This window comes from Nocardioides panacisoli (genome assembly GCF_019448235.1).
Taxonomy (GTDB): domain Bacteria; phylum Actinomycetota; class Actinomycetes; order Propionibacteriales; family Nocardioidaceae; genus Nocardioides; species Nocardioides panacisoli_A.
In genome coordinates this window covers 649,153-662,446 of the sequence record NZ_CP080409.1, presented here as the reverse complement: position 1 = coordinate 662,446, position 13,294 = coordinate 649,153, and the positions used below count along the sequence as shown (strand labels likewise).

The following is a 13,294-nucleotide window of genomic DNA, read 5'->3' as shown; positions in this document are numbered from 1 at the left end:
AGACATCGTCAAGGCGCACGGACCTGCGGGTTCGCTCGGGTGCACCTGCAGGGAGCGGGAGGCTCAGGCATGGATCGTCGTAGGTTGCTGCTGGCCGTGGCAGCAGTCGTTGCTGCGCTCGGCGTGCTGCTGGTCTTCGTCTACGCGCAGGGCGCCGAGAACCGTGCGGCCGACCGCTACGAGGCCGTCGAGGTGCTCACCGCGGCCAAGAAGATCAATCCCGGCGAAAGCATCGACGCCGCCCTGGAGAGCGGCAAGGTCGAGCTGAGCTTCGTCGCGGGCAACCAGGTGCTCGAGGGCGCGAGCAACGACGCCGACCCGCTGCAGGGATCGGTCGCCCTGACCACGATCTACCCCGGCGAGCAGCTGATCCCGGTCAAGTTCGGCGGGGTGGACGAGATCGAGGCTGCCGCGACGCTGCCGATCCCCGAGGGCAAGATCGCCATGTCGATCAGCGTCGAGGACGCGGCCCGCGTGGGTTCCTTCATCAGCCCCGGTGCCGAGGTGGCCGTCTTCCTCACCGTCGACGGCAACTACAGCCGGCTCCTGCTCCAGCGGGTGACCGTGATCGCCACTGGCTCGACCAGCGTGGTGCCGAGCGAGGGTCGTCAGGAGAACGGCGGCAACGAGACCGAGCAGCTCATCACCGTCGCGGTGAAGCAACGCGAGGTCGAGAAGCTGCGCCTCTCGCAGACCCTCGGCCAGCTCTCGGTCGGGCTGCTCAACGACAGCAGCAAGGTCGAGCGCAACGAGGGCGTCGAGCCCGACACCATCTTCGAGTGAGGTGAGCCCCGATGCCCGTGGTCGTCGAACCCGACCCCTCCCTGGCGCAGCGCGCCCAGGGCGTCCTGCCGCCGGGATCCCACACCGTCGACTCGCTCGAGGTGCTGCGGCGCTGGCTCGACCAGCACCGTGAGGAGTACGCCGTCGTCGTCGGTGCCGGCGTACCCCTCGACGCGGCGCTCGCCCTCACCGAGGAGCTCCAGGTCACCCACCCCACGGTCAGCGTGGTGCTGGTGCGGGAGCAGATCGACACCGCGACCCTGACCAAGGCCATGCACGCCGGTGCTCGCGACGCAGTGGCGCTGGAGGACGAGTCGACCCTGACCAAGGCGGTCGAGCGCGCGCAGGAGCTGACGCGGGCGCTGCGCGGCTCCAGCAGCGTGAGCCAGGCGGGTCGCATCGTCACGGTGTTCTCCCCCAAGGGCGGAGTCGGCAAGACCACCTCAGCGGTCAACCTGGCGCTTGCGCTGGCCGACGGCGGCTCCCGCAAGGTGTGCATGGTCGACCTCGACCTGGCGTTCGGGGACATCGCGATCACCGTGCAGCTGTTCCCGACCCACTCCATCGAACACGCCGTCGGCTCGGAGGAGTCGGTCGACGCCGACATGCTCGAGGGACTGCTCACCCGGCACGAGAACGGACTGGCGGTGCTCGCTGCACCGAGTCGACCGGACACCCGCGAACGGATCACGCCGCTGCTGATCTCGCGGATCCTGCGCACCCTGCGCGAGAACTACGACTACGTCCTGGTCGACACCTCGCCGTCCTTCGACGACGCCACGCTGACGGCCCTGGACGAGACCGACGAGTGCGTCATCATCGCCACGCTCGACGTCCCGACGCTGAAGAACGTCAAGGTGGCGCTGGAGACGATGGACGTGCTCAACATCGCCCGTGGCCACCGACACCTGCTGCTCAACCGCGCCGACGACCAGGTCGGCATCACCGTCGACAAGGTGGAGAGCATCCTCGGGATGACCGTCGCCAGCCGGGTCGCCAGCGCCTTCGACATCGCGGCCGCCACCAACTCCGGTACGCCGATCGTGCTGGCCAACCCCGGCCACCCCGCGAGCCGCGCGTTCACCGAGCTGGCCGGGGCAGTGACCGGTGAACCGATCGGCGCGGGCGCGGGTGACGCCGACGCACCGAGCCGCCGCCGCGGCCTGTTCCGACGTGGGAGGAAGTGACATGGCCAGCCTTTCGGAGCGACTGCAGTCCGCGCGCGACCAGGCGGCGGGCAAGCAGGCCACCGGCAAGCACGCGGCCGGCAGGAGCGACGACGTACCCTCCGTCGACGGCAGTGGCGGCCACGCCGCCGGCGCGTCCGCGCCGCCGCCGAGCGGCAGCCCGCTGGCCGACCGGCGGCCTGCGGTCCCCCAGCCCGAGGGTTCCGCCGCGCGACGCACGCTGGCCTCCAAGGAGGCGGACCGGCTCGAGCAGCTGAAGTCCGACGTGCACGACCAGCTGCTCCGCGAGCTGGGACCGCACCTCTACGACGCCGACATGGACCAGGACGACCTGGACCAGAAGGTGCGCACCGTCCTCACCGAGGTGCTCAGCGCCCAGGAGACGCCGATCTCGGTGGGCGACCGGCACCGGATCACCCAGGAGATCAGCGACGACATCCTCGGCTACGGGCCGATCGACCCGCTGCTCCGCGACCCGGACGTCTCCGAGGTGATGGTCAACGGAGCGACCAGCGTGTGGGTGGAGCGCGCCGGACGCCTCCAGGAGGCCGAGGTCCGGTTCAACGACGAGGCCCACCTGCGCCGCACCATCGACAAGATCGTCAGTCGCATCGGCCGACGGGTCGACGAGTCCAGCCCGATGGTCGATGCGCGCCTGCCCGACGGCAGCCGTGTCAACGCGATCGTGCCGCCGCTCGCGGTCGACGGGTCGGCGCTGACGATCCGCAAGTTCGCCGACGACCCCTACCAGACCGAGGACCTGATCGGCTTCGGCACGATGTCGGCCGACACGGCCGACTTCCTCGAGGCCTGCGTCCGTGGACGCCTCAACATCATCGTGTCGGGCAGCACCGGCGCCGGCAAGACCACGACGCTGAACGTGCTGTCCAGCTACATCCCCAGCGACGAGCGCATCGTCACCATCGAGGACGCCGCCGAACTCCAGCTGCACCAGGACCACGTGGTCCGCCTGGAGTCTCGCCCGCCCAACATCGAGGGCAAGGGTGCGATCACGATCCGCGACCTGGTGAAGAACAGCCTGCGCATGCGGCCCGATCGCATCGTCGTGGGCGAGGTCCGCGACGCCTCCGCACTGGACATGCTGCAGGCGATGAACACCGGCCACGACGGTTCCATCTGCACGCTGCACTCCAACGGCCCCCGCGACACGCTGTCCCGTCTCGAGACGATGGTGCTGATGGCGGGGATGGACCTGCCGATCCGGGCGATCCGCGAGCAGGTCGCCTCGGCGGTGGACCTCATCGTCCACCAGACGCGCCTGCGCGACGGCTCACGACGCATCACCCACATCACCGAGGTGGAGCGGATGGAGGGCGACGTCATCACGTTGCAGGACGTCTTCGTCTTCGACCACTCCGCCGGGTTCGACGAGCACGGTCGCGCGTTGGGCTCGCTCAGGACCACCGGCCTCCGGCCCAAGTTCCTGGAGAAGCTCGCGCACGAGAACGTCGCGGTCGACCCCTTGGTCTTCCGGATGGGTGGCTGAGGCCATGACCACGCGCGCCGTGCTGCGCCTGCTCGTCCTCGCGGTGACCGCGCTCCTGGTCTCGTGGGGCCCGGCCGCCCACGCCGAGGACGGCTCCATTGCACACGCCGAGGCCGCCGACGGCGAGCTCCGCGTCCTCGTCGACGTGCCACCGGACGCCGACCTCGACCTCGCAGCGGCCACGGCGACCCTGGACGGCGACGACCTCGCTGCGAGCGCCGCTCCCGCCGGCGCCGGCGCGGTGGTCGAGCGGATCGCCGTGCTGGTGATGGACGTCAGCAACTCGATGGACCGCAACGGCCGCTTCACCGCCGCCAAGGCGGCGGCAACCGCGTACCTGGAGGCAGTGCCGCGCGACGTCTCGGTCGGCATCGTCACCTTCAACAAGGACGTCGCCACCGCGCTGGAGCCGACGACCGACCGCGACCGCGCGCGCTCGGTCGTCGAGGCCCTCTCGCTGGGCCCCCAGACCAAGCTGTACGACGGCCTGCTCACCGCGATCGAGGTCGCTGGCAGCACCGGCCAGCGCTCCCTCCTGGTGCTCAGCGACGGCGCCGACACCGGCAACCAGACGTCGCTGGAGGACGTGACGGCAGCCGTCGCGTCGACCAACACCTTGGTGGACGTCGTCTCGCTGGGACAGCGCGGCGGCCGGCTCGAGCAGCTCGAGGACGTCGCCGAGGCGGGCGGTGGCCGGGTCCTGACGGCCAACGGCGGCAACCTCGCGCGCACCTTCGAGGAGGAGGCCGAGGTGCTGGCGGACCAGGTGCTGGTCACCGCTCCGCTGCCCGACGACTTCGCCGCCACCGAGGCCACCATCGAGGTGCGGATCCCGACGGCGGACGACGCCGTGGTCGCGAGCGCCTTCGTCCCCATCCAGGAGGCGACGCGGGAGGACGACACCACACTGGCGGCGCCGGCCGACCTGTCGGGCTGGGACACCCCGGGATGGCTCCTCCCCGTCGGCATCGCCGTGCTGGCCGTCGGTGCGCTGGCGATGGCCGTCGCACTGGTGCCGGCGCGCCAGCAACCGCTCACGATCGCCGAGCGGGTCTCGGCGTACGTCGGTGAGCAGGAGGCGCCGGGCAGGACCCGGCGGGACCCGGACCAGCTCCTCGACCAGGCGCGGTCCGCCGCGTCGGGGATCCTGGAGCGCAACCAGGGGCTGCAGACCACCCTCGACACCCGCCTCGGGGCCGCGGGCAGCGGCTTCAAGCCGGCGGAGTGGCTCATCCTCCACGTGGGGGTCGTGCTCATCGCCGGCCTGCTGGGTCTCCTGCTCGGTGGCGGCAGCATCGTCATCGGCCTCGTGTTCCTCGTGCTCGGGGCGGCACTGCCCCCGCTGTACCTCCGCTGGCAGGCGGGGCGACGGCGACGCGCCTTCGACGCCGCACTCCCCGACACGCTGCAGCTGCTCTCGGGCGCCCTGGCTGCGGGACTCTCGCTCGCCCAGGCCGTCGACACGGTCGTCCGTGAGGGGACCGACCCGATCGCGGGTGAGTTCAAGCGGGTCCTGGTGGAGCACCGCGTCGGCGTCTCGCTCGAGGATGCCTTCGACGGCGTCGCGGCCAGGTTCGGCAGCCGGGACTTCGCCTGGGTCGTCATGGCGATCCGCATCCAGCGCCAGGTCGGCGGCAACCTGGGCGAGATCCTGACCACGGTGGGCAACACCATCCGCGAGCGGCACTACCTGCGTCGCCAGGTCAAGACGCTCGCGGCAGAGGGCAAGCTCTCCGCGATCCTGCTGTGCTCGCTCCCCCCGGGATTCGCGCTGTTCCTCGCGGTCACCAACCCGGCCTACATGGCGCCCCTGTTCCAGGAGGCGCTGGGGATCGCGATGCTGCTCGGCGCCGTGCTGTGGCTCTCGCTCGGAGTGTTCATCATGACCCGCATGGTCCGGATGGAGGTGTGAGATGACGCTGCTGCTGGCCCTGGTGTGTCTCACCACCGCGTTCGCGTTGCTCGGCACCGCGCTGCTCTCCGGACGCACCGCCACTGGAGTCGAGCGGTCGCTGGAGGTTCTCCAGGACTTCTCGACCGCTCCGGACGACCTCGCGGCAGAGGCAGACGTCCCGTTCGCCGACCGGGTCCTCGCACCGCTGCAGGCGCGGGCGTTGTCGGTGGGACGACGCATCACGGGCGCCGACCAAGCCGAACAGATCAGGCGCCGGCTCGACTTCGCCGGCAATCCCCGCGACTGGAGCGTGGACCGCGTCATCGGCATGAAGGTGATGGGCGCGGTGGCGATCCCCGTCGCCGGACTGGCCTACGGCCTGCTGGTCGGCGTCGGGCTGACCTGGCTGGTGGTCATCGTGCTCGGCGGGCTGGTGGTCGGCTACTTCGCCCCCGACATCTACCTCTACAACCGCACCCAACAGCGCTCGGAGGCGATCCGGCGTACGCTCGCGGACTCGGTGGACCTGCTGACCATCAGCGTCGAGGCCGGCCTCGGGTTCGACGCGGCGCTGCAACAGGTCGCCCGCAAGACCGACGGCCCGGTCGCCGAGGAGTTCGCCCGCGTCATCCGCGAGATGCAGCTCGGGCTCGGCCGCTCGGAGTCGCTCAAGGCGCTGGCGGGTCGCACCAACGTGGACGACTTCAAGGCCTTCGTCGGGGCCATGGTGCAGGCCGACGCCTTCGGCGTGCCGATCGGGCAGGTGTTGCGCGTGCAGTCGGAGGAGATGCGCCTCAAGCGGCGTCAGCACGCCGAGGAGAAGGCCCACCAGGTGCCGGTCAAGATCATGGTTCCCCTGGTGTTGTTCATCCTTCCCTGCCTGTTTGTTGTCATCATGGGTCCTGGCGCGCTGTCGGCCATGGAAGCGTTCGGCTCCGCGCAGTAACCCGCAGGAGGCCACATGCCGATCAGCAACGCCCTGATGGTGTTGGGGGCGACACGACTGTTCGCCCTGCTCGCCATCGGCGCGCCGGCGCTGTGGTTCCGCGACCGCGAGGCACTCCTGGCACTCGTCGCACTGAGCGCACTCTGGATCTACCAAGGCGTCACGCTGACCCGTCGTGAGCTCGAGCTCACGCTGCCGCCGACGGTGGAGGCCGTGGCGGTCGGCGTCATCTGCGCACTCGGCATGGAGTACTCCGAGGCGATCCTCGCGGCACTGGTGGTGCCACCGCTCTTCGCCACCGCGGTCGGAGGCGTCCGCACCCTGGTGCGCGTGGTGGTGTTCCAGTCGGTGACCGTGACGTGGTTCGCGTTGTTGTGGTGGCAGCAGATCACCGCCGAGCAGAGCGTCGCGATCTTCACCTGGACCATGGCCGGCGTCGGGCTGAGCTGGGTCGCGCACTACACCTTCCGCCAGGACCGCGCAGCGGACGCCGCCATCGCGCCCTACCGCGACGCCCAGCACCTCATCCGCCAATTGCTGGAGCTCTCCGACAACCTGACCTCGGGACTGGACGTGACCGCACTCGGCGGCGAGATGCTGGCCGTCGTCGGCGACCGGATCCCCAACCGCGGGCTCGAGTTCTTCGTGCCCAGCGGCGACGTCATGACGCCCGTGGCATCCTCGACCGAGCTCGATGACGAGACGTCGCACCAGCTGCTCACGGCCGCCCTGGACGCGACCACGTGGGGAACTCCGGTCAACGACGGGAAGGTGTTCGCCTTCCGCATCGGCGACAGCGCCGTGATCGCCGGTGCCCTGCCGCACACGCGGCGTACCGACACGTTGCCGATCGCCGAGGTGCGCGGGGCGCTGGCCTCGCACGCGGTCAAGTTCGACACGGCGCTGCTGTTCACCCGCTTCCGCAACGCGGCCACCGCCGACGAACGCCAGCGGCTCGCGCGGGAGATGCACGACGGTGTGGCGCAGGACATCGCCTCGCTCGGCTACCTCGTCGATGCGATCGCAGCGCGACCTGCGGACGAGCAGCAGGGCAAGCAGCTGGCCATGCTGCGGGACCGCGTCAGTGGGGTGGTGGCCGAGGTCCGCCGCTCGGTGATGAACCTGCGGACGAGCATCGGGGAGCACGAGAGCCTCGGGGCCGCCATCAGCGCGATCGCCCGGCACCTGTCGGAGTCCTCCGGCATCCCGATCCGGGTGCGGCTGGACGAGCAGCCGACCCGACTGCGACCGGAGGTGGAGTCGGAGCTGTTCCGGATCACCCAGGAGGCGATCAACAACGCCGTCAAGCATGCGCGGGCGACGGCGATCGACGTGCAGTGCCAGGTGTACGCGCCGGAGGCCCGGATCACCGTCACCGACAACGGGGTCGGACTGCAGTCCGGGCGCAGCGACAGCCACGGACTCAAGATCATGCGTGAGCGTGCCCGACTGATTGGTGCCAGACTGCAGGTCAAGGACAACGCCAGCCGAGGAGTCACGGTGCGCGTCGTCCTACGACCGGGCCACGAGGAGATCGGCACCACCGAACGCATGGAGGAGCGCGCATCATGACCGAGACCCCCACCCGCGTCGTCATGGTGGACGACCACGAACTGATCCGCAGCGGACTCGGGGCGGTGCTCGACCTCGAGGACGACCTCGAGATCGTCGGCACCGCCAGCACCGTGACCGAGGGCCTCGCGACGTACGAGGAGCTCTCGCCCGACGTGATGGTGATCGACCTGCAGATGCAGGACGGGACCGGCCTGGACATCGTGCGCTCGGTGCGCCAACGAGACAAGCAGACGGGCCTGGTGATGCTGACGATGCACTCCGGCGACGACCAGATCTTCGCGGCGATGGAGGCCGGTGCCTCCGGCTTCGTGGGCAAGGATGCGCCGGCCACCGAGGTCATCAAGGCCACCCGCCACGCCGCCGTCTCCCCCGGCGCGTTCGTCTGCACCGGGCTCGCCGGGGCGCTCCAGCGCCGGACCACCGGCCAGGTGCCCGCCCTGACCGAACGTGAGCACGAGGTGCTGGTGCTCCTCGCCGACGGCCTCGGCGCGGCGGCGATCGGCGACCGGCTCTACCTCTCCGAGTCCACCGCGAAGTCCCACATCGCCCGGATCTACCAGAAGCTCGGCGCAGCCAATCGCGCCCAGGCGCTGGTCACCGCCATGCGGATCGGGTTGCTCTCGACGGTGCAGCCCTCCGCCCGCTGACGAGGGCGAAGCCGCCCGGGCCGTCGATCGAGCCTCCTCGCCCCCTCGTCACCGTTGGTCGGGCGTGTCGAGACCGGCGACCGACGACGGGCACCTAGTCCGTTGCGACTACACGAACCTGCATCGTTGCTGGATTCCCCCACCGCGGGACTCCGACAGACTTGGGTCATCGGAAGGCGGGGCACACCGCCCCGACCACGTATCCGTGACAACCACCAAGGGGAAACCGCCATGATGCAGTACCTGATCGCCCTCACCAACCTCTTCGCCGCCCGTCGCGACGAGCGCGGCGCGACCGCCGTGGAGTACGGCCTGCTGGTCGTCCTGATCGCCGCCGGCATCGTGGCCATCGTCGCCACCCTCGGCACCCAGATCGCTGAGGGATTCACCACTGTCAGCACCAACCTCGGTGGTGGCGGCGAGGAAGCCGGCGACTGACCGAACTGACTTCGTCCGACGTGGCCGCCGCTCCCTCCGGGGAGGGCGGCCACGTCGCATGTGGACCACCGCACTGCAGCCCCGCCCATCCAGCCGAAGGCGTTGAGACCCGTCATGCTCGCTCCACACCCGCAGTCCCGGCGTACCGAACGGGGCGCCAGCGCCGTCGAGTACAGCCTCCTCGTCGCCCTCGTCGCCGCGGTCATCTTCGGCTCGGTCGCCGCCCTGGGCCAAGGACTGCTCACCGACCTCACCGACTTCGTGACCAGCTGGCCCTGACGCTCAGCGCAGCTGCCACGGCTCCAGGACCGCACCCGGCTCGGACCAGAGCTGCGGATGCACGTGGTAGAGCACGTCGGTGAAGGCATCCGGATCCACCATCGACCCGTCGACGACCAGGAGCGGCTCGTTCGCCCGCTCGATGAGCACCCGCCACCGCTTGCTCGACGTGCGTCCCACCACCGCGATCGGTGTGCGGGCGTTGGCCAGGTCGGCGACCTCGACCCGCCCGGGGCGACGGACCTCGAGCTGCCCGTGCCTGATCTGCACCCGGGTCGGCGTGGCCGCGATCCTCGCTCCCCACACGACGAGCGCGAGCACCGCCATCGTCGCCGCCGTGACGAGGGTGAGCTGCGTGCGTTCGAGGTAGGCGACGACGCCGGCACCCACGGCGGCGACGAGCATCAGCCCGGCCAGGGCCGTCAGCGTGCGGCGGATCCCGTCGCGCTCGTCGAAGACGACGTCGGTCGAGCGCGCGGCGTACGTCGCATCGCTCACCTGCTGGCGCTGGCGCGGCGACTGACGTCGGCCGGGTCGTCGCGGCCCGGCGGGGGTCGTCCCCGTCGCCTCGGTCGCGTCCTCCTGCGGACGACGTGGCGGCTCACCCGAGGCAGCCCGGAGCGCGTCGACGACCGCGGCGCCGCTCGCCGTGGCGTCGACACCGTCGGCGTCCCGGCCCCGAGCCCGGTCGAGCCCGGGGTCGGTCGGGTCGTCGTCGATGAACTGCGGCTCGGCGCCACGACGGAGCTCCGGCGGCACCCGCAGGCGGACCTCGTCCGAGGCATAGGTGGACCGCTGCGCCAACCAACGGCGAATCGATTCGGCGTCTCCCCCGAATTGGCTGTCCGCGCCCACTGACGTGCCTCCCTCCCCCTGTGGGGAGTCTATGTCGTCCGGCGCGGTGAGGAGTAGGGCCGCAGTACCGGAACGGGCGCCAGCCGGATGCGGCCAGCGATCAGCTGACCCGCACCTCGGTGACGTAGCGGAGGTTGTCGGGCAGGATCAGGCCGACCAGCGGGGCCGGCAGCAGTGGCTCGGCGGAGTACAGGTAGTCCAGCGTCACGACGACGCACTCGCCGTCGGCGCCCGTGGTGCAGGCAGCGGGCGCGGAGATGCTGCAGGTGCCGGCAGGTGACCCGTCGTGGGTGAGTCCACCACCGGCACACACCACGTCGTAGCTGGACAAGGAGTCGTTGATCGCCTCGGTCGCACGCGCGTTCCGATCGGCGGTGGCCGGGGCCACGGCGGCGGCCCGGGCCCCCTCGGCAGCGGCCTGGCTGACCGCCTGCCGGAAGCTCAGCATGTAGCCGAAGGTGATGATGCCGAAGACCATCGTCACCAACAGGGGCACGACCAGCGCGAACTCGACGGCGGACGCACCACGCTCCTCGGCGCGACCGGTCGTACGTCGCATGCTGATCGACCCCTCTCCGGGAGCACGTGGTGGTGACGTGGGCTCCGAGACCGTTCAGCCCTGTGCGGCACAGTAGCCCCAGCGGCCCTCCACGGGGACCCGATCGGAGGAAATCCACCCCGTCGGGGGACGCGACTCCTAGTACGAACGAGCCAGAGCGATGCGCTCGAGCACCGTGGGGTGGGATCCGAACCACCACTGGGACCAGGTCGGCGGAGTGGGGTCCGCCAACGAGCGCAGGGCCAGCCGCTGTTGGACGGCGATGAAGGCATCGACACCGCCCGGGAGGTCCGCGGTGGTGTCGAGTGCCACGACGTCCGCGCGGAGCTCCACGTGACGCGAGATGCCGTTCTGGATCGGCGCCGAGAGCAGCCCCGCGACGGCGACCAGCGCGAGCACGGCAGGCACCGCGCGCACCTGCCCCAGCTCCACGCCGCGGCGGCGCAGCGGGACGAGCACCAGCCCGAGGAGGCCCACTGCTGCGAACGCGCCCGTGGCTCCCAGCGCGGTCCCGACCAGAACGTCGTCGTGGCGGGCATGGGCGAGCTCGTGCGCGACCACCGACAGCGTCTCCTCCCGCGCCGCGGCATCGAGGAGGTTGTCGTAGACCACGACCCGCCGCGTGTCGCCGAACCCCGAGACGTAGGCGTTGAGGGTCGTCGTACGCCGCGACGCGTCGGAGACCAGTACGTCGTCGATCGGGACGCCCTCGGCATCGGCCAGCGCGAAGATCTCCGAGCGGAGCTCGCCGTCGGGCAGGGACCGGAAGTCGTTGAACAGCGGTTCGACGACGACGGGATAGACGAAGGACCCGAGGACCACGAGCGCGGCGACGACCCCACCGGCGACGACGGGCCACGTCCGTCGCCAGCGGCGAGCACACCAGGAGAGCACGAGGACCGCGACGGTGGACACCCCGATCTCGAGGCCGAGGTTGAGCAGCAGGTCCAGCGTCCAGGCGGGCCAGGAGGACGTGGCCAGCCCCTCCTCCAGCTGCCGCTGACGCAGCGCGACCGCGAAGGGCAACGTGACGAGGCGACCGATGACCAGCAGCGCGGCGACAACGGTGAGCAGGCGCAGCCAGCGCGGCCCGCGCGAACGGTCGGCGATGCGGACGCCCCACCTCCCGAAGCCGAGCCAGCACGCGACGGCCACCGACACCGCGAGCGAGCTCCAGCTGCACACCCGTGCCCACAGCCGGTAGGCCTCCGCGCGCTCCAGCTGCGCCGCCGAGAAGACGGAGTCGGCCGCCACCGGCGGCGGGGCCAACCCGTGCGTCGGGTCCCAGGGCACGAGCATCGCCGCGAGGGCAACGAAGGCCGCCGCACCGAGGAGTGCGGCGATGAGTGACCAACGAGTGTCCTCGCGACTCCTCTCCGGTCCTCTCACCTCAGCCACCGGCGCTGCCGGCGAGCCCACGGAGGCGCTGCTGCCAGGCCCGCGTCAGAGCGGCCTCGTTCCAGCCGAAGCGCTTCTCCAGTTCGGCGGCGAGATCGCTGCCGGCCACCACCGCGTCGTAGAGCGCGACGACGTCGTCGTCCGAGCGTCGCTCTGCGAGGACCTCACACACCTGCCACGCCGCTTCGTAGGTCGCGCCCAGGTGTCCGCCGGCGGTGTCGAAGTCGACGCCGCTCGGGAGTGCTTCCGGCACGCCCTCCTCCCGGACCTGTGCGAGCACCTGACCGGCGGTCCGGGCCAGCGGTAGTTCGGTGTCCTGCAGTGCGACGAAGTCGGCGAAGCCCTCCAGCAGCCACAGCGGGACGTTGCGGGCCAACGGCGCGTCGGTGGCCACGTGCACGGCCTCGTGCGTCATCACCACCTGGGCCGCCAGCTGATCGAGATCGCCGTAGACGCGGGGGTTGAGGAAGACGTGCAGCGGCGTACCGGGCACGACGGACCCGTCTGCGCCGGTGGTGACGGCGGCGACGCCGTCGTAGGCACCGTCCTCGGCACCGACGGAGCGGTCGAGGCCGGCCGGACTGCCGGGGACCTCGACGACCAGGTTCGTACGCCGCCCGAGGCGCTGGCGGATCTCGGCGACGGCCGTCCTGGCCTGACGGTGGTAGGCGGCCACCCGGTCACTGCCGGCGGCGGCGACCACGACCGCGCCACCGCCACGGCGCGCCTCCACCGGCCCCTGCAACCACAGTGGGACGAGGTCCCCGCCGATGCCGGCGATGCGGTCGCCGCCCTCGACGAACTCGAACTCCACAGCAGCACGTGCGGCGTTCTGGCCGTCACCGCCGGCAACCCGCCAGACGACCTCGACCTCCGCCGACCACCCGTCGGTCGTCATCGGGGAGTCGGTCTCGCTGAGGTAGCGCAGGCCGATGTCCTCGAGTCCGATCTCAGCGACGTTGCCGGCCGCGGCCGACAGGACGGCCCGACTGTCCGGGGCAGCTGCGAGGTCGCCCGTCGGACCACTCTCGCCGTCCCGCAGCGCGGCCTCGAGGCGACGCAGCGTCTGCGCGGCCACGACCGGGTCCGCGCCGTCGGCGCGCGTCTCAGGTGCCGGCGCGACATAGGTGTCACCGGCCTGCCAGCGCCACACCAGCAGCGCCGTCGCCAGTACGGCGACCGTGGCGAGGACCGCCACCCTCGGACGGATCCGTCGCCGGCCGTCC

Annotated in this window: 13 protein-coding genes; 9 read left to right on the top strand and 4 right to left on the bottom strand. The window is 71.1% G+C overall.

Annotation, left to right across the window (positions count from 1 at the left end):
* Positions 1-69 precede the first annotated feature (69 nt).
* The 9 genes from cpaB to KUV85_RS03260 all read left to right on the top strand — a co-directional run bounded on the left by cpaB (position 70) and on the right by KUV85_RS03260 (position 9,256).
* The gene (cpaB, locus tag KUV85_RS03300) at positions 70-783 is read left to right on the top strand and encodes a Flp pilus assembly protein CpaB (protein ID WP_219961795.1); all 714 of its coding nucleotides are present in this window, start codon (positions 70-72) and stop codon (positions 781-783) included.
* Between the two features lie 11 nt (positions 784-794).
* Positions 795-1,970, top strand: coding sequence for an AAA family ATPase (locus KUV85_RS03295; protein WP_219961794.1), 1,176 nt, complete (start codon positions 795-797; stop codon positions 1,968-1,970).
* A gap of 1 nt (position 1,971) precedes the next feature.
* The gene (locus KUV85_RS03290; protein ID WP_219961793.1) at positions 1,972-3,477 is read left to right on the top strand and encodes a CpaF family protein; all 1,506 of its coding nucleotides are present in this window, start codon (positions 1,972-1,974) and stop codon (positions 3,475-3,477) included.
* Between the two features lie 4 nt (positions 3,478-3,481).
* Entirely contained in the window at positions 3,482-5,389 is a 1,908-nt protein-coding gene (locus KUV85_RS03285) for a type II secretion system F family protein (protein WP_219961792.1), read from the top strand.
* A 1-nt stretch (position 5,390) separates the two neighbouring features.
* Positions 5,391-6,317 carry a type II secretion system F family protein gene (locus tag KUV85_RS03280; protein WP_219961791.1) on the top strand — a complete coding sequence of 309 codons (927 nt, stop codon included), beginning with the start codon at positions 5,391-5,393 and terminating at the stop codon, positions 6,315-6,317.
* Between the two features lie 15 nt (positions 6,318-6,332).
* The gene (locus tag KUV85_RS03275; protein WP_219961790.1) at positions 6,333-7,889 is read left to right on the top strand and encodes a sensor histidine kinase; all 1,557 of its coding nucleotides are present in this window, start codon (positions 6,333-6,335) and stop codon (positions 7,887-7,889) included.
* Positions 7,886-8,539, top strand: a complete 654-nt coding sequence (locus KUV85_RS03270) for a response regulator (protein ID WP_219961789.1) — start codon at positions 7,886-7,888, stop codon at positions 8,537-8,539. The genes KUV85_RS03275 and KUV85_RS03270 overlap by 4 nt, the downstream gene beginning before the upstream one ends.
* Before the next feature lie 231 nt (positions 8,540-8,770).
* Positions 8,771-8,977 carry a Flp family type IVb pilin gene (locus KUV85_RS03265; protein ID WP_237690190.1) on the top strand — a complete coding sequence of 69 codons (207 nt, stop codon included), beginning with the start codon at positions 8,771-8,773 and terminating at the stop codon, positions 8,975-8,977.
* 114 nt (positions 8,978-9,091) lie between these two features.
* The gene (locus KUV85_RS03260; RefSeq protein ID WP_219961788.1) at positions 9,092-9,256 is read left to right on the top strand and encodes a Flp family type IVb pilin; all 165 of its coding nucleotides are present in this window, start codon (positions 9,092-9,094) and stop codon (positions 9,254-9,256) included.
* A gap of 3 nt (positions 9,257-9,259) precedes the next feature.
* Here KUV85_RS03260 and KUV85_RS03255 read toward each other — a convergent pair whose 3' ends face one another.
* The 4 genes from KUV85_RS03255 to KUV85_RS03240 all read right to left on the bottom strand — a co-directional run bounded on the left by KUV85_RS03255 (position 9,260) and on the right by KUV85_RS03240 (position 13,266).
* Positions 9,260-10,060: a hypothetical protein gene (locus KUV85_RS03255; RefSeq protein WP_219961787.1), complete on the bottom strand. Its 801-nt coding sequence runs from the start codon at positions 10,058-10,060 to the stop codon at positions 9,260-9,262.
* A gap of 151 nt (positions 10,061-10,211) precedes the next feature.
* Positions 10,212-10,670, bottom strand: a complete 459-nt coding sequence (locus KUV85_RS03250; protein WP_219961786.1) for a TadE family protein — start codon at positions 10,668-10,670, stop codon at positions 10,212-10,214.
* 138 nt (positions 10,671-10,808) lie between these two features.
* Positions 10,809-12,068: a M48 family metallopeptidase gene (locus KUV85_RS03245; RefSeq protein WP_219961785.1), complete on the bottom strand. Its 1,260-nt coding sequence runs from the start codon at positions 12,066-12,068 to the stop codon at positions 10,809-10,811.
* Positions 12,061-13,266 (bottom strand): hypothetical protein, encoded by a 1,206-nt coding sequence (locus tag KUV85_RS03240; protein WP_219961784.1) that lies wholly within the window; start codon positions 13,264-13,266, stop codon positions 12,061-12,063. Before KUV85_RS03240 ends, KUV85_RS03245 begins: the two co-directional genes overlap by 8 nt.
* Positions 13,267-13,294 lie beyond the last annotated feature (28 nt).